The sequence below is a fragment of the Acidobacteriota bacterium genome (assembly GCA_038040445.1).
Classification (GTDB): domain Bacteria; phylum Acidobacteriota; class Blastocatellia; order UBA7656; family UBA7656; genus Onstottus_A; species Onstottus_A frigus.
The window spans coordinates 45,202-68,831 of sequence record JBBPIG010000027.1 but is presented as its reverse complement, the minus strand read 5'-3'; the positions used below and the strand labels follow the sequence as shown (position 1 = coordinate 68,831).

Annotated in this window: 17 protein-coding genes and 1 pseudogene; 5 read left to right on the top strand and 13 right to left on the bottom strand. The window is 52.4% G+C overall.

Translation table 11 applies throughout. The annotated features are described in order from the left end of the window. The first annotated feature begins 50 nt into the window (after positions 1 to 50). Positions 51 to 1,703 (top strand): RNA polymerase sigma factor RpoD, encoded by a 1,653-nt coding sequence (gene rpoD, locus AABO57_23670; GenBank protein MEK6288727.1) that lies wholly within the window; start codon positions 51 to 53, stop codon positions 1,701 to 1,703. Positions 1,704 to 1,971: 268 nt separating this feature from the next. After that, positions 1,972 to 2,658: a hypothetical protein gene (locus AABO57_23665; GenBank protein ID MEK6288726.1), complete on the top strand. Its 687-nt coding sequence runs from the start codon at positions 1,972 to 1,974 to the stop codon at positions 2,656 to 2,658. A 1,685-nt stretch (positions 2,659 to 4,343) separates the two neighbouring features. On the opposite strand, the gene AABO57_23660 is transcribed toward AABO57_23665, so the two are convergent. The 12 genes from AABO57_23660 to AABO57_23605 form a co-directional block, all read right to left on the bottom strand. Next, positions 4,344 to 5,333 (bottom strand): hypothetical protein, encoded by a 990-nt coding sequence (locus tag AABO57_23660; protein MEK6288725.1) that lies wholly within the window; start codon positions 5,331 to 5,333, stop codon positions 4,344 to 4,346. Further along, positions 5,314 to 6,105: a hypothetical protein gene (locus AABO57_23655; protein ID MEK6288724.1), complete on the bottom strand. Its 792-nt coding sequence runs from the start codon at positions 6,103 to 6,105 to the stop codon at positions 5,314 to 5,316. Before AABO57_23655 ends, AABO57_23660 begins: the two co-directional genes overlap by 20 nt. A 368-nt stretch (positions 6,106 to 6,473) precedes the next feature. Beyond that, positions 6,474 to 7,082, bottom strand: a complete 609-nt coding sequence (locus tag AABO57_23650; GenBank protein MEK6288723.1) for a hypothetical protein — start codon at positions 7,080 to 7,082, stop codon at positions 6,474 to 6,476. A gap of 16 nt (positions 7,083 to 7,098) precedes the next feature. Next, entirely contained in the window at positions 7,099 to 9,201 is a 2,103-nt protein-coding gene (locus AABO57_23645; GenBank protein ID MEK6288722.1) for a hypothetical protein, read from the bottom strand. After that, positions 9,198 to 11,984, bottom strand: a complete 2,787-nt coding sequence (locus AABO57_23640; GenBank protein ID MEK6288721.1) for a hypothetical protein — start codon at positions 11,982 to 11,984, stop codon at positions 9,198 to 9,200. The genes AABO57_23645 and AABO57_23640 overlap by 4 nt, the downstream gene beginning before the upstream one ends. A gap of 90 nt (positions 11,985 to 12,074) precedes the next feature. Then, positions 12,075 to 12,815: a hypothetical protein gene (locus AABO57_23635; GenBank protein ID MEK6288720.1), complete on the bottom strand. Its 741-nt coding sequence runs from the start codon at positions 12,813 to 12,815 to the stop codon at positions 12,075 to 12,077. Next, positions 12,793 to 14,529: a hypothetical protein gene (locus tag AABO57_23630; protein MEK6288719.1), complete on the bottom strand. Its 1,737-nt coding sequence runs from the start codon at positions 14,527 to 14,529 to the stop codon at positions 12,793 to 12,795. Before AABO57_23630 ends, AABO57_23635 begins: the two co-directional genes overlap by 23 nt. 53 nt (positions 14,530 to 14,582) lie before the next feature. Next, complete coding sequence (locus tag AABO57_23625; GenBank protein ID MEK6288718.1) at positions 14,583 to 16,499, bottom strand: hypothetical protein; 1,917 nt, start codon at positions 16,497 to 16,499, stop codon at positions 14,583 to 14,585. A 584-nt stretch (positions 16,500 to 17,083) separates the two neighbouring features. After that, positions 17,084 to 17,956, bottom strand: coding sequence for an ATP-binding cassette domain-containing protein (locus AABO57_23620; GenBank protein MEK6288717.1), 873 nt, complete (start codon positions 17,954 to 17,956; stop codon positions 17,084 to 17,086). Further along, the gene (locus tag AABO57_23615; protein ID MEK6288716.1) at positions 17,953 to 18,609 is read right to left on the bottom strand and encodes an amino acid ABC transporter permease; all 657 of its coding nucleotides are present in this window, start codon (positions 18,607 to 18,609) and stop codon (positions 17,953 to 17,955) included. The genes AABO57_23620 and AABO57_23615 overlap by 4 nt, the downstream gene beginning before the upstream one ends. Positions 18,610 to 18,713: 104 nt before the next feature. Then, complete coding sequence (locus AABO57_23610) at positions 18,714 to 19,601, bottom strand: transporter substrate-binding domain-containing protein (protein ID MEK6288715.1); 888 nt, start codon at positions 19,599 to 19,601, stop codon at positions 18,714 to 18,716. A 17-nt stretch (positions 19,602 to 19,618) separates the two neighbouring features. Then, positions 19,619 to 20,902 (bottom strand): M20 family metallopeptidase, encoded by a 1,284-nt coding sequence (locus AABO57_23605; protein ID MEK6288714.1) that lies wholly within the window; start codon positions 20,900 to 20,902, stop codon positions 19,619 to 19,621. A 484-nt stretch (positions 20,903 to 21,386) separates the two neighbouring features. Between AABO57_23605 and AABO57_23600 the strand changes: the two genes are divergently transcribed. From AABO57_23600 to AABO57_23590, 3 genes and pseudogenes are all read left to right on the top strand, one after another. Further along, a complete protein-coding gene (locus tag AABO57_23600) occupies positions 21,387 to 21,707 on the top strand; it encodes a nucleotidyltransferase domain-containing protein (protein MEK6288713.1) in 321 nt (106 codons plus the stop codon). A gap of 155 nt (positions 21,708 to 21,862) precedes the next feature. Then, positions 21,863 to 22,091 (top strand): annotated as a pseudogene (locus AABO57_23595) (hypothetical protein). A gap of 5 nt (positions 22,092 to 22,096) precedes the next feature. After that, entirely contained in the window at positions 22,097 to 22,354 is a 258-nt protein-coding gene (locus AABO57_23590) for a hypothetical protein (protein MEK6288712.1), read from the top strand. Between the two features lie 70 nt (positions 22,355 to 22,424). Here AABO57_23590 and AABO57_23585 read toward each other — a convergent pair whose 3' ends face one another. Beyond that, positions 22,425 to 23,354 (bottom strand): uroporphyrinogen decarboxylase family protein, encoded by a 930-nt coding sequence (locus AABO57_23585; protein MEK6288711.1) that lies wholly within the window; start codon positions 23,352 to 23,354, stop codon positions 22,425 to 22,427. Positions 23,355 to 23,630 lie beyond the last annotated feature (276 nt).

Genomic DNA, 23,630 nt, shown 5'->3' with positions numbered 1-23,630 from the left:
GCGGCGCCTCTTAGTTCGAACCAGTGAAACGGCGAACTACGGAAGGCAAGATGAAAGCCAGATTGGATAAAGATGTTCTCGTAACTTCTCCCGAAGAGGCCCAAGAGGACTTTGCGCCGGCCGGTGGCATCGAGCGCATTGTTGCGGAAATCGACGAGGATGAAGCTGAGTCGCTTTGGGAAGCAGTCACAGTTGAGGAAGAGGAGACTCCTGAGGTCGCTGAAGAGGCGTCGGAAGAAGTCGACGTTGACCTCGAACCCGGTAAGGATGAGTCTCTGGACCCAATGCGCCTGTATCTGCGCGAAATGAGCTCAGTGCCTCTACTCACTCGTGAAGATGAGATCCGAATAGCTAAGCGAATCGAGCGTGGAAACAAGCGCATCTACAAGGCCCTTTCGAGGTCGTTTATCACGATCGAGGAGATAAGCAGACTCCATGATCAGCTCATCGAGGGAGAAATAAATCCTCAAGATGTAGTCGATGTAGCAACTGACCCGGAAGCCGAAGAAGCTCTGGAAGAGCAGCGAGAAGAAATTCGCCTGCACGTAATGGCCGAGTTTGAATGGATCATCAAAGCTCACGACAAACTCGTAAAGCTTTCGGCCAAGATCGAAGCGGAGCCTAAATCTTCAAAAAAGCGCAAGAGGTTGCGTCGTCAATACGCGCATAACCTCATCGAGATGTCAAAACGCGTGCGCGGGTTCTCGTTCACCGCCGAAACGCGAAGGCGCTTCATGGAGGCGATCGATGCCGTAGTCAAGCAGGTTCGCGCTACCGAAGCTGAGCTCAACCGAGTTGAGCGCGCGCTTGAATCTAAGCGACGGAAGGACATCGACGATTTCAAGCGTCAACAGCGCTCGCTTCGCAAGACAACCCGCGAGACGGAGCGGCGATATGCGGCATCTTCGGTTGACATAAAGCGGACTCAGCAAACCATCATCGCGGCTGAGGCTGAAGTCGAGCAGGCGAAGCGCGAGATGATCGAAGCCAACCTCCGCCTGGTCATATCGATAGCGAAGAACTATATCAATCGGGGGCTGCATTTTCTTGATCTGATTCAAGAGGGCAACATAGGGTTGATGCGCGCGGTTGAGAAGTTCGATTGGAGGCGCGGGTACAAGTTCTCAACCTACGCGACGTGGTGGATTCGCCAGGCGGTCACTCGTGCGATCGCCGATCAGGGCCGAACGATTCGCGTCCCGGTGCACATGGTCGAGGTCATAAACAAGATTCTGCGCACGCAGCGGCTAATGGTTCAAGAACTCGGGCGCGAGCCGACTCACGAAGAGCTGGCGCGCCGCGTCGACATGCCGGCATGGAAAGTGCGCAAGGCGCTGAAGATCGCGCAGCAGCCGATTTCGTTGGAGACGCCTATCGGTGATGATGGCGAGACTACTATCGCGAGCTTTATCGAGGATCGTCGTTCGGCCAATCCGGCCGAGACCGCGATAACCAACAATCTGCGCGAGTTGACTGAGGACGTGCTTTCGACGCTAACGCCGCGAGAGAAAGAAATCATCAAGATGCGATTTGGTCTCGATCAAACCGGTGAGGAGCGAACGCTTGAGGAAGTCGGAAAGCACTTCAATGTGACGCGCGAACGAATACGACAGATTGAAGCGAAAGCGCTGGCAAAGCTTCGTCACCCCTCCCGTTCTCGCAGGCTGCGAGCCTTCCTCGACGGCACAGCGATGTCGCCTTAAGTGATAATACTCAGGTTTGTTTTGACTCGGGGCCGCTAGTCGGCCCCGTTTGTTTTGCCCAACCCGTGGTTCATTTCACCCATAGTTAACAATTGATTAGAACTCAAACAGCGAACCCCCTTCAGCCGCGGTCCGTCGGATCAGTTTATCTCCGGACCCTCGTCGCTCCGCTTTGCGGGGTTAACTCTTTACCGGAAAAAATAAAGAAAACGCATTGACGGCGACTCTTAACCGGCGGGTTCGCGGGGCCGAGAGCTGTTCACTGCCCTTGGACGCCACAGTCGCCTGCATCCAGGCTCATGCCACCGAGCACGACTCCGATACGCGGGCAAGCCGGCAGATGTCCGCTTCCAAAAGCGTTGCCCGGGATTCGCTACTTGCTCAGTTGGAAGCGATCAATCGCACGTCTCGTGTGCTGGCGCCGCGCTCGCCGGGACTCGAGGACAAGTTCCGAATGCCCCTCGCATTCCCGGCTCAAGACCTGCTGAAGGCGGCTCGCTCCTTTCTCGCCAACGCGACTCCTCTCAAAGCGGACTTCATTCGCGAGGAGTTGCCCCGAGACTCTCTGGAGGAGTTGACTGCGGCGATCAGCGATTTCGAGACCTCGAACAACGAAGCGAATCGAACAAAAGGCGCAAAGGTCTCTGCCCATGCCGCGCAGGATGAGCACGTAGGTGAGGGCATGAGTCTCTTGCAACAACTGGACGTGAACGTGAGAAACAAATTAAGCTCAGACCGAGCCGTGCTACCCGAGTGGGCTAGCGCGAGTCAGGTCGAGCGCCACTCATCGAGTGGCGAGCATCCGGACAATCCCCCAGGCCCGATGCCGCCAACTTCGCCGCCGAGCGGGCCGCCTTCGGGTCTTCATCGGAGAGCTGAATCGCGTAAGATTGTAGGACAAACAAAGGGCCGACATTTCCGTTGCTGGGTTCAGCCTGCCGAAGGCCCCCTTTGAATAATGTAGTAAGAAAGGGCGATCTCGCAATTCGCGCGGGAGCGAGAACTCGTGTGCCCAGATGAATACTGTCAACGCGGTTGCCGACTGCAAAATGTCTTCCGGGGTGGGCTATGGAGTCGGCGATGGTGGCAGTTGTTCTCTTTGAAGAGGCTGGCCCGGAAACTAATAGAGTATGAGGAATCTCTTGTTAACCCATCCACGACATACAGACTCTTGATCCGCCTTCGTGCTAACGCAAGGGTTAACCACAACTTCATACCATTTCTGGTCTCCGCTTTCGCGTAATATTTGGACGCGAGAACCGCGGTCTGCCAACCCTACGGGGGAGTTGTCGGTACTAGGGTTTGGACGAATGTTGACATTTGTAATTGTAGTGCCGGTGCGCCTGACCTGAGACGAGTCAGATTTCTTTCTGACTGAAGTCTGGGGAGATCCGCGGAGGCGCGCGTTGATGAATTGATATGACCCGAAAAGTAGCAGTACCGCCAGGAATACAATCACTACCTGCCCTACTAACGTCTTTGGCAAAGGGGCATTTTGCGGGACTCGGCTATTGCTGAGCACCCTTTCGAATCGTTTTCGAAGGCTCGAAAACTTGAGCGCGAGCTTGTGCAAGATCTCTCTGCGATGAGGCTGGATCTGAGGAAAGCCTTCCTCTCTGTGGAGATTTCTCTCTCGGGGTGACCGACCAATATCTATCACAACGCCTGGGCGGCAGCGCGTTGAACGCGAGGAACTGGACATCGTGGCCAAGTCTCCAGCTGCATAGCACAAATCATCCCAAAAGTCGTTAACTGACTGATGGCGCGACAGTGGGTGGTCGCGCGTCGCCTTTCGTAAGACCACCAGTATGGCCGTTGCCCAAGGGTGAGTTATTACAGTATCTGGGAGTTCTGAGATCTCTCGTTGAGAGAATCGGCTCGGTGGCCTTCCGCTCATGAGGAACCAGAAAGTCTTAGCCAGCGCGTAGACATCGCTCGCCGGGGTCAAGGCAGATGTTTCCTGGGCGCGAGAAAAGTGTTCTGGTGGTGAATAGTCAGCCGTGCCGACCTGCGTAATAGCGCCCGTGAGCCTGTCTAAGCGACAGGTCCCAAAATCCGACAGCTTGACGACGTTTCTGTCGCCGGACAGAAGCAGGTTCTGCGGTTTTATGTCCCGATGAATAACGCCGGAATCGTGCGCATACGACAGAGCGTCACGGATTTGTGTCAAATAGAACAGTGCGCGCTCCAGCCTGAGGGGTTGGTTGCGGCACAAGCTGGCGAGGTCGCCTCCTTTCATATACTCAAGGAGAATATAGAAGTATGAGCGACTATTGCGGTCCAAGTCATTGCCGCACTCAATCAGCTGGATTATGTTGCGGTGGTGGAGGCGTTGCAGGGCAGCAACTTCGGTCGCCATGTTTTCTATCAGGGTTCGCTCAAGGTCTGGGTCAAGCGGGCCATTGAGGGCCAAGTTGAGCGCTTTAACGACGACTTTTCTCTGAGAATCATTCTGCGGGGCCCAGTCTGTAGCAATAAATATTTCCGAATACAGGCTGAGGGCGATCCGACTGCCGATCTCATAGCGATCTCTCAACCGGATTCCTACCAGATCCAACAGAGGCGACGAGACGGTGTCGCCTCTGTTGGATGACAAGTGGGTCATATCATTCAGGTCAAGCATCTCAGCTCGTCGCCGGGCTAGGTAACCATGCCGGCTTCCCCAGTTCGATCGGATCGCGTGCTTCCAGGAAGACCGAGAACGTCCGGCTGTGAAACTGGCCAGGCCGAATTCCAATCAAGGTCGAAGGAGAGTTGCCGGGACATAAAGTCCCTCCCCATCCTCTCAGCGAGCAGCGCCCTGGTTTGCGCATCGAGCGATATGGCAGGGAGCCGTTTCGCCGCCTGAACTTGCGCGTTGTAATTCTTAAGGGCGTCGACGTATTCGCAGAACACATTCGTGAGGGCCGTTGCCGCGTCCTCAAGCTTGTTCTCCAACCTGGCGATTCTTCGGCTCAATAGGCGTTGGTTGATTCGCACCAAGGCCCAGGCTTTGGCCTCAAGCGCTAGCGCTCCTCCATAGAGTATGGCCCCGTGCACGGCTAGTGATAGGCCTACAAGTCCAATGGTCTCCCAGGTGAAGACGGCTTTGGCTGCATTGTCAGCATTCTGCGGCTGTGAGGCAAGTGAGACGGCTATCAACATCGACGGAACGACGACTCCTACGACAAGGCCGAGAAACACCCACCCCCACCTTACACGACTGCGACTGCGCGGAAGGGGCTGATTCGCAAAGCAACACTGGGTGGAGATCAGCATCTCGAGCGTGATGATGGCCGCCGGGACGATGACTCTTGCAGCGGCCTTCAGAGATTCGCTGTCGTAGACGCGGCTTGCGAAGTACTCGCTCACCGACGACAGCATAATGTAGTCAAGAAGGTAAGCCGCCAGGGCCGCCATCAGTACGACAACGAAACCGGCGATCTTCCTGGCGTCGGCGAACGCCAGCACTGCGTTTACCTTGACGGAGAAATCGAGATCTTCCCACGTCTGATTCAACTTGCGCTGGTGTTTCGACACATCGTGGGAATAGGCGTGAAGCTCGGTGCCGTACTGGCTGAGGCGCTCCCGTTCCCGTTGACGAAGCGTCTCGTCCAGTTGGGCTGCGCGATCAATGCGTGTATTCTGCATTTTTCTTTTCTCCAAGCTCTGTGGCGGAAATCCACCTCATCGCAGCTTCAAGACCCTCGAATCGAATCGGGTTGAGCGGCTCAAGTGCGCCGATCTTGCCCGCTCCGTTTACGAGCACTACCTTGGCCTGACTCTTGAGAACCACAGGTTTCCCACTTGCGGTCTCGAGGCCGTCGGTTATGAGTACCAAGTAAGAGTGCTGGGACGCGGCGGCGGAGGAGTCCTTTTCGAGAAGGAACAGCTCGGCTCGCGCAACGGCGTTCCAGATATCGGTGACCCTTGCGTCAGGTTCCTGATCGACAAGTGGCTTGATCTCCGCGAGGAATCTCTGCAATTTCTGGTCCTTGTCGCTCTCCCATTGTCGCTTGTCATCGTCGTATTTCGCCCGTAGCGTTTGATACTTCGCTCGTTCCTCGACGTCCTTAAGGGGATTGCCCTTCTTGGGCTCTTCCGGCTTGACGGGAGGAGGATCGATACGCGCTCGCACGAGGGGCCGGTTACTTTGCTCCCTGATGATTCCAAAGGCGATCTCGCCTCCCGTCTGGGCAATCAAATCGAGCAACGGTTTGATGTCCTCGGCGGCCACGGGCTTAATGCGCATCTCGGACCAGGATCCGGTGCGGTCCAGGAATAGGGCCACCTTAACAGCTGGGCCGTTCTTCGTGACCGCCTTTGCAGGGGGCTCACCTCTGTTCGTGCCCACGCAGGCCTGGGCTAGGAAAAGCACTAACAATGCCAGGGCCAATAGGAAGAATCTCAACTGATGAAACATAAGTCCTCCGATTATCGCTGGGCCGCCCCAATGTTGAGGATGGGCAGTCTTGCCTAGATCACTTCGAAACTCTCGACGATGCGCGTGCTGTCCACAAGGCTGTGCCAACAGCGCGAGCAAAGTTGGTGATCTTTGCGAAACTTCACCGCTCCCCTATAGGTGAAAAGCGCCCGTCTTTGGCTACACACTCTACAATATTTCTTTGTAATCCTTAACGCTATTTTCATCCTCAGTGCCTCCTGCGTTCCGCATAACGGTCGGTTCACTCATGACGTGAGGAGGGTTTTCTAGAGTTAGCTTGATTAACAACCGTGGGAATTTTGGCAAGCAAAGGAGTCCAGGGATAGCGGGGGACAAATGGGTTTCGACTACTTCGTCTTCTGGCTATGCCACAACATGCGAATGCAAGCCCGGCGAAAGAGCATTTGCAAACCAATTTGATCAAAGCCAAGAGTGAATCGGGGTTGCCGGTCAATCTCGTCTTGCGTCTTGATCTCAAGAGCTTCGTATTCAATCACAGGAAGAATTTCGCGCAATTGCTCTCTCCGTAGATCGAGCGATTGCAAGAAATCTTCCCTACGCGCTTGGTTTGCATCACCAAGTCCTTTTTCGAGGCTTATCATCCTTCCATCGGCGTCTTGGGCGAGCCCCGAAATACGACTGATTACTTCCTCATCAGATGTGTTCTCGTTTGTCTCATCTCTAAAATCTGAAACAGTTCTGACGCCTGACCTACCGAATAAAGATCTTCCGAACAGTTCCCTCTGCTTTTCCTCAAAGTATCGAGAAAGGTGCTTTTTGAGAAGAGCAGCTTGTTCTTCTGATATGGGTTGATTAAGGCTGCTATGACCGGTGTCCCTCGATAAGAACAGGATTGCTTCACCTTGTACCTCGAGATAGTCCTCCTCGGAGAGACGAGAGAAATGATCGTTGATGATCTTCGACGGAGACAGATTGCCGGGGTTGTCTCTTGGCATAATAAAGCTGCAGCTCCTACGAGATGTTCGACTCCACGAGTCTTTGGGTATACTTAGAAAACCCTTCCAGGTAAGGGACACAGTACTTGTCAGTTCTGATGACCGTCTCTATTTCATGAAGTAACTGGCCAAATCGCTTGCGGTCGTCCTTACCCGATATGGCATTGTTGATCAAAAGCAAAGTCCGCTTGGCATTCGAGAAGCTCCCGATTGTTAGGTGTCCTGTTCTTCCGAATATCTCACCTAGTCCCGGTAAGCGCTCTACAAGATTTGGATTCTCCTCAAGCCAGTACTCCAATCCAACCTGTATGTGGTAGGCAATTTGCGATAACAATTCCTGCACGGCGTATATGCTGATTCCGATATCGTGTTCGAACCACCTCTTCTCCTCGACAAGTATGCCAGAGGGAAGTTCTGAGAGAGCTAGGGCAAGGTTCGTATTAATGAGTGTCTTGGCCTTGTTCTCCAGCTTTTCCCTGCTCCTGCTTTCTATCGAGTTGGCATCGAATTCTTTGGGATTGCCGTTGCGTCTCAACTCGTTTGAAATCTGGCCTAATGGAACTGCTAAGTCCAGCGCGCCGCTTAAGGCCGCATAAATTCGGACCGCACTGAACCCTTTTACGAAAGAAAGCCATAATGCAATTCTCCGCGCAACGAGCTTGGTCCTGAATACCTCCAGGTGCCTAGGGTTCCTTGGATCCTTAGACACCATTTTCGCTTGAAGATCCTTCAATTGCGGCAATGACGGATTCAGCAACAGTTCAGGGTCGGAGCAGCTCAGAATTGAATCGATCTGCGAAACGTATCTTAGGGCACGCTGACTGATTTTTTCCTCGGCTGAGGCATAATCATGGGACTCACGATGCGCAACATAGAAAGGCCTCAAATGCTCCCAATCACCGCCTTCGGGCTGTGAGCACAGCGCTTCCCATACTTCACTGCCGGTATCCAGAATGTTATCGACGAAAATGTTAGTGGCACCGGTACTGCGGAGATCGTTCTTGGAATAAATAGCGACGCGTGCGTGGTACTTTTGAAAACTCTCCAACAAAAACCTTCTGCTCAACCCGCTGAGCGCAATAAGTCTGGTGAAGCGATCTCCTCTGGAAAGGTCAAAAAGAAGATCATATCCTTGCTTACTCTGCTGCCTGAGTATTCCGCCTCTGACTTCGTAGAGCCTGTAATCACAGACAACGACAACGATTTGGTTGTTGATATCCTGTTCTATTATTCGCTCCGCCTCATTGACGCTTTTCGCAACGACATAGTCAATCCCCTTTCGACCGAACGCTCCCAAAATCAGATTCAGCCCGTCAGGCTCATCGTCCACTAGTAGCACTTTCCAGGGAGTGTTTGGTTGAGCAGCAGTCTCGCCATCCGCCCTCTCTCCTGTCCCCTCTGCTTCAGGTAAGAGCGACTTTAGCTCCTCTCCGATTCTTGACAGAAAGTCGAGCGAATCGCCAAAAGCTTCCTGATCCAGAATCTCTTTCTCAAAACGCTGAATGACCTCTTGTCCTCTCGACTTGGCGTCTTTGGCATCGCCCAACAAGGAGACTATTTTCTTCAAGCCACTCTCCAGATGGTCCCTCATCGCTGAAAGAGTAGTGGAATCTGGATTTGGTTTGGATAACAAGGTCCGAAAGACACCCTGAACTCGATGAATAGTTTCGTCGATCAGGCCCCTCAAGTTGCAAAGATTGTTAAAGACGTCCGTGAACTGAAGGTCCGTCAGTGGCAGCATATTATCGATTTTCTCTTGCCACTGGGCGGGGTATGAAGGAAGTCGCAGGAAGTCGTGGCCTACCGCAACGACTATTTCCCGCTTGGGATCTCGCACTATCTCGCTGAGATCCAGGAACGAGACAAAGAGGATCGGGTGTCTGATCTTGTATTCGGCCCTGAGGCTTCGTTTGGCGTACTCGATCCCGTACAAGTCGGATGGTCTATGGCGATCCCAATTCAGCTCACCGAGTACTATGACGCCGGCGACCCCGGTCTGGTTAATGGCCGCCGCCATTTCGGCGGTTGAGGTCAAGACGTTCTCGCGGCCGAAAACCTTCCGGAGTCGGTCCGCGAAATCACCGCTATTCCAAAGCACCAAGTATTTCGAAGTCGTCATTTCCGCTCAATCGTCGCGTCGTTGAGGGCCGTCTTAAGGTCATCGATCGCCGTTCGAACCTCTATGTAGGTCTTGGCCTTTCCTGCGCCGGCGAGCCATATCTCGGGGTCTAACTGTACGTTGAAGACTCGCCTCAAAGTTGAGAACTTGGCTTTGATGCGGCTTTGAAGCATCTCGACCCGGCCCATATGACTGGGGGGATTCGCTTCTTCGTCTTCGACCCTTTCAAGTGTATCGCTCAACCGCGCTCGATCATTGATCTGTCTCTCGATGAGACGCTTCTCGTCCTCCAGCCCTTCCAAACGCCCGTTGAGTTGCTGGATATCCTTGTCGCTGTCAGCTATCTTCGATTCCAGACCAGTGAGGAACTCGGCGACTCTCTTAGCCGCCGCTCCTCGCGTGAGATCGAGTTGCTCTCTTTCATACTCCTCTTTTTCAGCCCTTCTTTTTGATATCGAACCCCTGACGTCCTCGATAGCACTCTCCACTGTCTGGATCTCACGGCGCGTCAATTCCGGAACTGGGCTCCGTTTGATCTCGTCCAAGAGTCGACTCTTTCTCTCACTTGTGAAGTTGCTGATCGACGTCATTGCGACCAAGAGGCAATAGGCGGGAACATAATCAGTCAGGTTGCGCCGCAGAAAATGATCGACCAGCCGCTCATCGGCACGCGTGAGCGCGATTTCCCGCGAGAGATTCTGTTCGTCGAGCGCGTTCAAGAACATCGCTTCGTTCGGCGTCCCGAGGAGCACCCCATAGTACCAAGTCCAACATCTCGCGGCGAGGAACCATAGCAACTTCCGCTCATAGTCCTGGATATTTCGAGTGTGCCCTCCCAGATTGGAATAGCATTCGACAAGCCACCAAACTGACCCGAATACCTCATAACCGCGCTCAAATGGCTTACCCCTACGAGTGACGCGGGCTGTTATTAAGCCTATCAACTTTCTTGTCGGAGACCTTCCGATCTCACATAACGGTGCATTCCTTTTGGCTAGGAAATGTCGCGGAAAGGTCGCCGCTACGCATCTGATGAATGCGTTGATCTGCTCTTGGAACTCACCGTAATCAAGAGAACTCCTCTTGGTGATCTCCGAAAGCAACTCATTGCGTCGTATCAGGAATAGTCGATTGATCTCGCTTGTCTTTCCCTCCTCGTTCTTGAAGAAGAACTCATCCGAAGTGAAATCGTAGCGACCAAATGGCCGTAGAAACTCATCGAATGTCGCCTCAGTCCAGGCGTTATCCTTCAAAGAACTGTGCTTAAAGCACCTAAGTACAAAAACCCTTTGAAGGACAAGAAACAGCCACGAATCAAAACTGTCTATGTGTGCCAGTCCGTGAACGATATTGTTCCTCATCACGTGAAGGAGTTGACCAACACGCAGGCCGCTTTCATTTTTTTCGACCTTCCTCACCGAGTCGTAGAGAACTTGCCCGGTGTATTCGCCTCGCGACGACAGATACGCCACGACGAAAGTCTCGAAGAAGGAAGCAAGCGACTTGGCGGTATGCTCCTTCGGCGCTTTGATTTCCTTCAATGCCTCGGTGAGACCTTCGATTTCCTGAGGTTGCAGCAAGCCCCTTCTATCAAGCATTGCAGCATCCTTAAAGAACGGGTTGAACCGAAGGGGCGTTGTAATGGCCTTATCCCACTCTTCGAACCACTTTCGCTCGGAATCCTTGGCCCTGAATCGGCTGTAGGAGCCCCAGTCCTTTGTCAAATAGGCATAACAACCCAGACGAAGGCACTCCTCATACAAACTTACCTCATCATATCTGCTCATCATCACGACAGGAATGTGAGGCAATTCCTGACAAAACTTTTTAAGAAGCTTGAGGCCGCCGAATTGCGAATTGTCTCCATATTGCGGGTCGCCCGAGAAATCAATATCCAATAGGATCAAGCTCGCCTTCATTAGGGCTTTTTTGGATGCATCGCTTCCAATCTCCGATGGTAAGATGCTCGAGAAAGAGATTCCATACTCTTTGAACATTAACTCCAACACCGCGGCCCACTGTGATCTCCCGTCGATGTTGATCGCGTCGTCATCGACCACTACAACCTGAGAAGACACGGAGCGCGAGCGATCGGCATTGCTGGCCTCGACCTCAGATGGCTGACTCCCTGCCTTCATCTTGTACAATCCCACGAGACGTTTGAGTACCTCCAGAAACTCCCCGATTGTGGCGAGAGTTTCATCTGCGTAGAACTGCAAGAGTATATCGTCTAGCCTCTTGAACTGGTCATCTCTCTTGATTCTTGTTGCCAGAACGGCGCCGTATGCGAGCCGCACGACACTAACGGCAGCCGGGCTCACCGCCTTGAACCCGTGTTGCATCTTTGGGAAAGCCCGAGCGATGTAGTCCTGGCACTGACTTATCTTCAGGTCCAACAATTCTTGCGCACTGGGAGAAGGCAACCGGCGGAATGCTCCTGACGGCAACGGAATAGTTTGGTTTACCTGGTCCGGCCGCGGCGGAAGGAAAGAATACATCAAGAAGGGAAAATCGTATCTCCAGGCTAGATTTGAAAGAATCGATTCGCCGACGCAGTCCTGTCGCCTGAGGTCGCAAGATTTCAGTTCCCGATTCACTATCACTCTCAGGTTGCCACTCTCATTCTCTGTTTTCGCTTTGTCCAACTCGTCTTTGACTAAGCCCTCGATTTCCTCTTTGCTGCCATGGGTATCTCCGCAAGCGATCAATGCGGTCTCACCTTCGAGTCTCTCCATGAGTCTCTTGGCGAAGTCTTCATTGTCGTCGATGATGATAGTCTTCATTAGCCTCCTTGCCATCGAGGAAACGGGCCGGTGACCGATAGTAGGAAGGGGGATAGTCCACGCCGAATGAGCGCTCGGCCGCTGGCTACGCTACTCCGGTCGTGGCTTGGAGATTGGGAGTAGCGCATCACGGATTTCGGAAAGAATGCCTACGTACTCGGGACTGAAGCAATCTCGCTCGGGATGGGCTAGCTCCTTTATCGCATCGGCAAGGTTGCCGGTGAAAGTCTTTTCTCCATTTTCACGGGTGACCTCAATTTGTAATGAGGCGAAACGTCCCCAGCTTCCTGCATGCTGCTTCATTAGCCGCGAGCAGCCTTCAGGGGTAAGGCACATATGTAGGATTTCCAGCTTTGCTTCGAGCACGGGGTCGAAACAAAGGCGCGACTTGATTTCTTCGACACCTGCAAGATACTCGAAGGTGCCGGCGTTCATTTTCTCATGCAACCGACGAATTGAAGGTTCAGGAACTCGCACAGATCCAAGGACATCCTGCAGGGCGTATGGGCCCCCGGCAAAGCCTAGCACAGCATCGAAGTGTGTCCCTCGTTCGTACCAGGTCTGATTTGTGCCTTCATCGCGCGTTTCGCGTGCGACGCCATCGAGAAGTGACAGAAAGTCTTTGAAAAAGTACGCTGTTGCAAAATAATCGGCGAGATGAACAACCAGGTATTCATAACGCGTAGAAGCCAGCAGGTTCTGATCAGTTACTTGTTGCCAGCTTGTGCAAAACGTTAGTGAAACGGACGCGCCATTCGCGCAATTGAAAGACTTCCACCCAACCTCGTGTGAGGTTCCCTCCGTGTGGTCAACGACTAAGACTCGGTTCATACAACACCTCGTCGCGATGAACTATGAAAACGAATTCGAAACACGTTCCACGATGATTCCCTTTAATCTCCTCGGGGACGGTCGAAGGCCAACCAGAATCGAGGATCTCGTAATTTGGCTCATAACGGAAAAAATCAATCTTGAATATTTCGCCATTATGCTCCGAATAGGCATTAAAGAATGAACACCAATTCTTCGCTCTCGGTACTATGTGACTCAAAAGGCCCCCGGTTCGGCGGTTCCATCGACTAATGAACTGAGCTTCTCGAGGATCTATTCCTACCCCATTGTCCGCGACGAACAGACGAAAGCCTCTGTCCCTTTGTAGCCTTAACTGCTTGGATGCTTCTAGCCCTTCCAACACGGGTTCGGTGGCCCAATCGCCCTCTAGAGTATGTCGACACAGCACTTGATTGCTTGTCGACTCATCCGTAAATGCGTGACTCGCAATTTCTCGAAGGAGGGAATCCACCTTCCGACCTTGAGGTTCATTCGGGTATGCTCGAGTGTCGACGCGAAGAGCAATGTCGAAGATCTCTCTCAATGAGAAGTACATCATTCCCGCACGAGGCTGATTCTCGATCGGCCCGTCCGTGCCTCCATCCCAATTTGGGATGTCGAGGGTGAAACTTACTCTGTTTTGGAATCTCAGAATGCTCTTCGCGTGGTCATACGTCCAGGCCAAATTCGTGCTGTCATCTGGGAATTGCTGCTGCGTGAAGATCTCTCTCCATCTGGCAAACAGGTGATGGACATCATAGTCTTTTAGTCTGATCGAGACGCCGCCTTCCAGCAGAGAAGGAACCAAATCCTCTGCACAGGTCGTTACGGATTCCCCCAATGACAATTTCAGAATTGGGGAGGAAGAATGACTCCCCACAGCAATCGATTGGGGGGCGGCACCTGGCGAGATGAAAGTCGCCTTCTTCAGGCGCTCCGCAAAAGCTCGGCTATATTCTCGCGTTCCATGCCGCCAGCCACTTCTCAGCAGTTGATGCGTGAGTTGGCTTGAGAGAGGACCCCCTATTTCCAAGAGAATCTGATGGGCCAGATCCGGCGTCGTGATTGTGCCCGCAGTGTCCCACCAACCTATGAACAACTGCCTGATCGTCCAAAAAGAACCTGCTACTTTGAACTTACTATCGCCGAATTGTAGGATGCTTTTCCCCCCATTCATAGCCTCATAGCAGGCTTTGCTTATTGGGGCGACTTCGTAGTCTCGCAGACGTCTAATAACTGATCTGCCGACATTCCTGCACAATATTCTTAGCGTTCTGTCTAGCGTGTATTGGTTCTGATGCTTGTCCGCCCAATTAGAAGATATATCCGGGATCGCATGCTGCTTTTGGATCTGGCGTTCCAGACCAGTAATGATGTTTTCCTTCAGTAACTCCTGAATCTCTGTATAAAGGGCAGGACTATCCAAGTAGTGGCCGGTGAGGAAGCATATTTCGACATACTTACCTGCCATACCAGCGAGGTCAAACGTCTTGCGAATTACAGGTACGCCGGCGATTTTTTTATCGTAGTGCCTCTCTTGGTAAACGATGTCGCCCAACTCCTGGTTGAGCAAATGATCGATATCGCAGAGTAGAATGTCGGGCAGCAGTTGGGTCGCCGTTCCTATCTTGGAGAAATACTGCTCGGCGTTTTGGAACGATTCGTATTTCAAGTCTGTACCCCAGCCGTCGCCGAACGCCATTTCGAGAAACATTGGGACCGACCCCTCCCCAACGTTGAGCTCGTCGTCTAAGCAATGGATCGTGATCATGAAATAGCCCCTCCAGGAGGGATTTTTATCGAGCACCTCGTCCAGTCTTCCTGATGGGTCGAGGGGTTCTCGAAATGGATTTTCCATCCGAGCACGGCCGCCCACCAACGTACTACTTTCATTCCCACTTTGATGGAGGCACTGAATCCTCTCGCTTCGATCCCGTTTTCACAGTAGTTCCATTCCTCTTGAGTCATCCGCTTGTTGTTAGCGAGTGAGAGAGAGAACCATCCATCATCCAGGAGCCTGCCTTCGATTCGAAGCTCTGGTGAATTGGGTTTAGTATGGCGTACAGCGTTTTTGAACAAATCCAGGATAATTAAGCGTACTGGTGCTCGCCAATAAGACAGCGCAAAGTCGTCGCAGTTGGAAGTGTACGTGTCCAAGTTCTCCTCAATCAAACTCCTGATCGCGTTACCATGATTCTCAACATTGAGTCGGAGGAGTTTGGTTGTCCCGGCCAGGGTTTGAAGCGTCTCTCGCACGAGGTCCCTGACATTTAAGCGTTCTGTTTTGTTGCTTAGAAAAGCATTCCTCTCCTCCTTCTGTTTCTCCAATTCGACTTTCGTTAGTCCCTCCTCCCTGAAGAGCCTTCGATATCCCACTAGGAGATCCATCAAGTCGGAAGCGTTTTGCGCACTCTCTGAGGCAAGCCTTAGCTCTTCGGCGGGACCACCCGGGATGTTTTTAGTCTTGTGATGGGCCCATGCTATCCTCGTCCGCAATTGCATCATGTCGTTATTGATGGAGTGACTTAATTGAAACACGACATCCTTCCATTCCGAATCCTTTAGAATCTCGCCGTAGTAGATTCTATCCATCAACGGTGACATCAAAGGGAGGAATAGCGCCCGAATGTTCGTAACCAATTCTTTGAATGGCTGAGTCTCGTCACTGTGGATCGAAATGACTTGTCGATTGCCTTCAGGATCTTCGTACACGTTCCGAATGCCGGCTAGGAGGTATCCAATTTCCTTATAGGTTGCTCCTGTCTGCGTGAGCCCGAGTTGCAACGCGATGTGTGCCATTGCCGATGTTCCCCCCAACCGCGTTTTCGTTTCGCTCGACTCGACTCCGTTCAGCCGCCAAATAAAATACGGGTAAGTTGGAAAACGAACTACTTCATCGATCGTTCCCAACACGCGTTTCATGTTTGTCCTCGGCTCGGGCGTGGCGCCAAACGCCTCGACATCGATAGATAGCAGCAGAACTTTACAGATAAAGCGCATCTGCTCTTCAAATGCATCTAAGGTGATCGCCTTCGTGTCTTCACTAAATTCACGTTCAGTATAGCGGCGAAGACACTCCCTATCGCGATTGAGGCTATGGTATGTCGATAGCTTGCTCAGGGTTTCTTTTTCATCCGATCGATCAAACCAAAGACAAACTTCTCCAGGGTCCTCCGGCTTGTCCCCAGGCTTCCTGTGACGCCACTTAACCGCCATGTCTTTGGCTTTGGCATCTTGTCTGATTCTGTCATTAGTTTGCCCGAAGATGAAGCGGCACAAATTGACGTAACGCTCTGTGATCTCGACCATTACACCGGTCGCGCCCGGATCACGCTCTATCAAACCGTGCAGTTCCATTTCCCGGAAAATGGTGTGGCCACCTGGAGGGTAGATCGCGCGATCGATTTCGTCATACTTGCTCTTGATTTTTTCTAGGTTGTCTTTACGCCCTTTTCCAGTAGAGTCCGGCTTCGCAACATCCACAGTCGGGAACTGCTTGCACGTTATTTCCCGAAGACTATGGCAGGAGGCCATCATTCCGTCATCCCTACACTTCTCGGCGGGGCTGGAAGCACACGAATCAAACGTTAGCTTTTCGTATCCGTCCTCGGATCGCACGAAGGTCGACGAAAGAAAACTGTCAATGTCATTCCCGCACAGGCCGGAGGCCATCATGTATGCCATTGTGAGCCTTAGAAGCAGGGTACCAGCGCCAACCTCGCCATCACTGCAAAAGATACACCTGTACTTTCTCTCTACCTGGCTCATCCGGCTATGTTCTGGAGCGAGTCGGAATTCCTCTAGGAACTCCGGAAGAGCTTCCGAATGCTCTCTGCCCCTAGATCGTATGAACATGAAATTCACAACTTCATCGAAAGGGTTGACCTCCCAATTGCCGTTACGAAAGATCCTTTCGGTTAGATCGCAGGAGCACGCCTCAAGTGAACTCCGATACTTTGATGGGTAATCTTTTCTGTCCTGGACATGGACCAACTCTCTGTCAACTTCGTTCCAGATCGCCAGCGCCCCGCCGTAGATTTGGAGCCGGTCTCTCGCTTGGATAAACTCACGTTCGGCATCCTTCCCATCAAGATACTGCTGCAATTCGCCTTCTTGCGATTGCTCCTGGGTGGTGCGTCTAGTGTCTTTGTTGATGAGATCCCAGAGTCGCTGAGTGACCGCGAAGAACAGGGCGCGGTCCTTCTCCGAGAATAGGTTCGTCGATGAAGAGTCGTTTGGGTCCATGTGAGGAGACCCCATTTCTTGAACTAGTGAGTGGCCACCACCTGCCCGAGGAACTTCTGCAAGCGTTCAGTTGGTGGATGCTCGAACGCTTCTTCCGGCGTACCACAGTCGAGCAGGTTACCGTCGGCGAGAAAGAATACTCTATCTGCAACTCTTTTTACAAACTCCAGGTGATGACTTATCAGCACCATGGTTCTTCCTTGTTGTCTGATCTTCGTCAATACGGAAAGTATGTCCGCGACGACCTCGACGTCTAAGGCTGCGGTTATTTCATCCAGAAGCAGGACTGTTGGCTCGATCGCCAAGGTGCGTGCAAGGGCTAGCCGCTGCTGTTGGCCTCCCGACATCGCATTAGGATAAGACTTGAGTATGTCGGTGATGTCCAGTTCTTCGGCGACTTGAATCGCCCGCTTCTCGGCTTCGTCGCGCGCGAGCTTCTTTACGACGACCAGCGCTTCGATGATGTTTTCCAAGCCGGTTTTGTTGGGCCAGAGGTTGTATTGCTGAAACACAAATCCACAGTGCAACCTCAGTCGACGCAATTCCTCTGACGAGAGTCTGTCTCGTGACTTGCCGTTAGTTCGATAAACATTTTCCAGGGCAGTCTTGCCGGCAAGTAGCTTGCTCAGTCCGAACCATGGTCCTATTCCACCAGCGTCGGCCTGTCTCATGGTGAACGCAACGTCACCGATTCTGACGCTTCCCTCGTCAGGTTGACTAAGAAGGGTGAGGCAGCGCAGAAGGGTGGTTTTGCCGCCGCCGCTCGGACCGATTATAACCGCGGCGTCGCCGCGATGAATGCGAAATCCTACGTCACTGAGGATATGCTTATCGCCGAACGATTTCGATAAACCTTGAACGTCGACAACGACATCATTTTCAACGTCGAACGTCACGCTGTTCTCCTGAGAAACCATTTGCTCGTTTCCAGCCGCCGGCCAAAAAAGGTGAGAGGAAGAATCATCAGTATGAAGACAATCGCAACCACCGAATAAACCTCTACGGTCTTATAAGTGTACGCATTCACTTGCTGGGCGACGCGAAATAAATCGCCCACAGAAATCATACTTGCGAGAGGGATCGTCTTCATCATGTGAACATTCTGTCCAACAAACGTGGGGAGCAATGACCGCAGCACTTCGGGCAATGTGATACGACGCAGAATGGTCGCACCCGGAATCCCAAGCGACTCTGCAGCCTCAACCTGCCCCCTGTGAACATTCAGAATTCCATTCCTCACGTAGTCCGCGATGTACGATGCGTTCAAGATCGTGAAAACAAACCCAGACGTGATGAAGGGGTCGATTGATACATCGAGAATCCGTTGAAAAGGATAGTGAAACCAAAATAAGAGCACGAGAGCGGGAACAGCTCTGATTATCTCATAGCTCCAAACCGCTGCATACTTGAGCAGCGGGAAACGGCTCGTCGCGAGTATTCCCCACAGGATTCCGATAATTGTGCCAGCGACTATCATAATAACTGACAGTTCGACTGTTATCAGAAAACCTTGAAGGAACGCCTCCCTATACGCGTAAAACACGTCCATCTTAGTTCCATCTCCGGTCGGTCACAAAACGGCATCTTTACGCAGAACCACCCTCCAATGACTGAAGTAATGCCAGGCGCTGTCCCGAAAGTGTTATATGAGGATTATTGATTTTTCTCTGTCTGTCCGAACATCTTTGCTGCGGGTAGCCATTCGTTGGGAGCTTGCTTGTACTTCTTGTCCAGGGAATCAATGAAGCCTGAGTTGAGGTACTCGTCTAGCGCTACGTTCAGCAGATTAAGAAACTCAAATTCCCCACGTTTCGTCATCATTGAAGCGCCATATACGCGAATGGGTTTATCTGCGAACATATCGTATACAGCGTCACGATGCTGCATTACGTACCTCCCGGCGCTCAACATGTCGGTAATGGCTACGTCAGCCTTCTTGTAAGCAACTTGGTCGACTGCCTGTGGGATTTCACCGGTTGGAATTGCCTGTCGGTTAGCTTTAGGCAGAAATTGCTTGACATAAGCATCGCCAACCTCGCCGTCAACCGTCGCGATCGTGACATTTGGATTATTGAAATCCTCAACCGTCTTAAACCTCGTTTCGCCGACTCGCACTACCGCGCCCATGCCGATATAAAGGATCGGTTTCGTGAATGCAGATTCTTTTGCCCTGACGGCTGTCGGGAAGACTCCAGTGACAAGCAAGTCATACTTGTCATTCTTCAAATCCTCAATCATTGTGCCCCAAGTTGTCTCCCCAACCCATTCAATCTCGAGCGCTGTATCTTCACCGAATCGTTTAACGACATCATAGAAGATACCAGAAAGTTGTTTGGTGTTAGGATCCACCTGGATCGTGGGGGGGTAGTTGATGTACATGCATCGTATCTTCTTTTCGCGAAGAATCTTATCAAGCAGCGATTCACGCTTTTGTCCTGCATTCTGCCTGTCACAGCCAGAAAAAGGAATGATCGAAACAGCTAACAGAACCACGAGAGGCAGCAAGGTAGCGAGATGCTTTCGATTTCTAATGTTTTTCATTTGAGTAATCCCTTTCGTTAGTTATCGAGTGCGGCAGACAGTCGGCCACTGCTTGGCGACGCAAGAAACAACTCCGTCGCCCCGATCAGCACCTTCAATCCGATCTGTAGCCCGCGCTCGTCTGGATTGAAGTACGGCGAATGCAGCACGCTTTGGTTGTCCGTTTCGACCCCAACAAATCCATGCGCAGTCGGCGCCTTCTCAGAGCACCAGCCGGCGTCATCCCGCCAACTGGTTACTTTCTCGACCGGCGTGAGCCCTAATCTGCTGCCGACCTCGCGTACGAACGGCACCAAACGGCTGTCGTTCACGGTTGCTGGAGCTCTCTTTACTACCTTTATCGAGCAATCGATCAGGTCTCGGTACTTCTCGCAAATCCGCTCGAGCCCAACCAAAAGCTCCGTCTGCATTTGTGGAGGCCTGACTCTGGTGATGCCGCTGATGAAAACATGCTCGGGGATTGTGTTTCTGGAGCCTGCTTCAGGCGAGTCAAGATCGACCCTAGAGGCCACCTGAGATGGAGTTATGAGAACGAAACCGTCTTCACCGATACGCGCTCTAAGGCCCGTTTCCAAAGCGGCGAGGTCATCTATGACTCTTCCAGCATAAGGGATCGGGTTAAGTCCCTGGTGCGGCTTAGCCGCGTGGCATGCCTTCCCTCGAATAGCGATGTCAAAGTCAAATGCTGACGCCGTAACCGGACCTTCGACTATCGAGAGAGTGCCAACCGGTAGCTCGGGATCGACGTGCAACGAGAACGCTCCATCAACCCCGTCAAATATGCCCAGCTGTGCGAGCCACTGTCCTCCGGTCCGCGATTCTACATCATCACCAGGGTCTTCCTCCGCTGGTTGAAAGACGAGTCTCACAGTGCCGTTAGGCGGGTAGGCTTGATAGTACTTCGCAAGCATCAGGCCCCACGCGAGTTCGAAGTCATGCCCACATGCATGAGAATATCCGTCGTTTAGTGACGAGTAGGTCAGACTAGTCTTTTCGGGTATCGGTAGTGCATCCATGTTGAAGCGGCAGAGCACTGTCGGCGAGCCAACTCCAATGTCGCAAATAACTCCCGTTTTGGCTGCGCGAGTGATCGCTTGCACTCCAAGTTGTCTCAACTGGTCGAGAATGTAATTAGCCGTTTCTTCCTCGTAGTATGCGATCTCCGGATGCTGGTGAAACCAGCGGCGACGGCTTACCAATTCGTGCGAGTGGTTGCTGACAAACTTGTCTATGCGAGTGACTGGCTGATTTGATTCTCCTAGTTCATCATCAATTGAAAACGCACATCTGCTCTGAGCCATTAGTATCAATCCTCCGGTTCTTGCGATGGAGCTCCCCACTCATATCTGAAACTCCTCTCTCATTTATTGAACTCATCTTTGAAACAACACTCTGAAAAGGGGCCTCTTCATCCGAGAAGTATCGTCCTATCACCTGGGTCCGAAATCCGAAGCCAACATGGAATCCCTTCTTTCGGTCACCGCCCGTTGCCCTCATCGATCGAAGCTCAGGCTATCGGTGCGTCCGAGCCCCAGAGAGGTATTGAGAGCAGTTCCGATTGCAATACGACCCTGCAGCCAACTGGCTACGGCTATAACTGGTAATGGGTTATCCAGAGTTAGCTAAGTCAGCTATCTCCGCCCCAGAGAAGGTTCCCCCGTCCATTAACCCTAATAGATATCTGAAGATAAGGCTGAGTTCAGTGATTCGAATCTTATTACCCTAAGGACTCGGAAGAGAAGAGGCTTTTGGATGCTTGCTATTAGCAGTACCGAGGGAAGGTTGATGTATATTGACGAGAGTCTGATTCAAGAAGTGGTAGCTCGCGTCCTGGCCGTTTCCTGGCCGGAAAAAATCATCCTATTCGGGTCAGCGGCTACAGGTCATATGGGCCCTGACAGCGACCTTGATCTTCTGGTGATCGAGCAAGGTTTCGGTAATGCGCGCGAAGAGAGTATTCGGTTGCGTGCAGGGCTGGGAAGCCCTGGCATTCCTGTCGATGTTTTCCCCGTGGAACCTGAGCGATTCGAAGAGACAAAAAACGTCATCGGTGGATTGGCGTTTCCCGCGAACAAGTACGGAATAGTCATTTATGAAGCGACCTGAAGAGGTGAGACTCGAAGTGTTCGGGATGAGATTCGGAATCGCCTGCCTAGCCATTCGCTATATAGAGAACAGGAGACGTAGGCGATGGAGACTTGGTACAAAGGTGCGACCCTGAGTACGGAAGTACGCGACGGACGGTCTTTCCGTGGGCGAAGATTGAGATCATCGGCAGAATCGAACAGATCGAGACTATTGGTGTCGGGACGCGCATCCACGAGATCAAACGTCTCCGGAAAGGTTTTGGCGAGGGGCGTTGGCGCAAGCTGAAAGGGATTGCAACCGTGCGCCTGGAAAATGGTACAAATTCACCGCGTTGAGCTTCACTGGTATGAAGCACACGGAATCGGGCGCAAGAAACTAAAGATCAAAGATTATCTTGATTAATTGTTATGACTAACGATCAGCAAATTAGCTCTTACGTGCTATGCATTAACGATGGCGGCTATCCCGAGTCGCTCGAGGTGCGCAAAGTATACGCTGTGCTACCGGATGAACGCGCTGCCGCAAATAACTACATCCGAGTGATTGATGAAACCGGTGAAGATTACCTTTATCCAAAGAAGTATTTCGTTTCGATTGAGCTACCACCGGAAGTCGCAAAAGACTTGCCTCGTGAAACCACTACTCGCAGTCCGCAAACGCGCTGATATTCTCAAGTGCCAGTTCGGCCTCTTCTTTTTCATCAAGGAGTCCGAAGACCATCATCAGTTCGCTGGTTCAGCGCTTGCCTTCGACAGCCGTCTTAATAGCCCGAAGGCTCCGCTCTCGCGTGTCCGTGGCGACCGAACATCCCGGTGTCACGATCAAACCTCGCGTTCCCACTTCGCGAATCGCGTTCTTTACCTGTTCACCTATCTCAGACGCCGAGACGTGACTCGCGCCGGCTTCATCAATTCCACCCAGTACTGCCTTACCTGATCGTCTCTTGCCTTCGCTGAGCGACGGATCCGTCGCGAAATGGGACCAGTTCAATGCGCTGACCGGATAGTCCATCACCGAATCGAAGTGGATTCGTTTGCCGTGAATGTGCAACACGTTGAATGGCGCTTCGCTGACGGCTTCAAGGATCTTGAGATCAAACGGACGGCCCCACGTCTCATACTCGCCGGCGGTCATCACATCATCAGTAGCCGCTCCGAGCGAGAGGAAGATACCGGCAGCCCCTCGCATAAGGGCTTGCTTCGAATAGCCGGCAAGCGACTCTGCAATGGCGTCCATCGCCCCAAGCAGCGCTTCGGGATAACGTTCCCGGGCGCTGGTTAGGCCACCCGATCGCGCAAGCCTCCGCGCAGTTATCCATGGGCTGAAGATCGTTTCGATGAACAGCGCTTCTCTACCTATCGCGTCGTTGATCATCGAGAGGGCCGAAAGCTGTTCGCTCCAGCATTCATTGCCTGGAGCGAGGGGCTCGATCCTTCTCCAGTCTTCTTCGGTCTCGACGGCTTCAAGGCCGTGAGGTAACGGATAGGGATAGTCGCTCATCACTTTCAAGAAGTCCAAGTCGTACGCGCGATAGAAATCAATCTGTGCTTCTGCGTGTTTTCGTCCCGGCATATGCTGAAGCCCGAAGTGATACCAAAAGCTGAACGGGGGGCGGTCAACTTCTGCTCCATTGAGCGCACCGGTGACGCGTTCGATCTTGTTCAATATGGCCTCCTTGTGGATTCTCTCGGCGGGGTTAGTTTACTTGTTGCCGGGGTTCAGAACAATGGGCTGCATCAGAAAGGGTGCATCGATTTTGGCGCATACCTTAGATGCCAAGGGTTTGGAGGCTCAGCTTCGACCTACGGCGAGGCAAGCGCAGCGGATGACACCACCGGCTTCAGCCGCGTGGAGGATCAGCTTCAACCTACGGCGAGGCCCGGCGCGCGGATGACACCACCGGCTTCAGCCGCGTGGAGGATCAGCTTCAACCTACGGCGA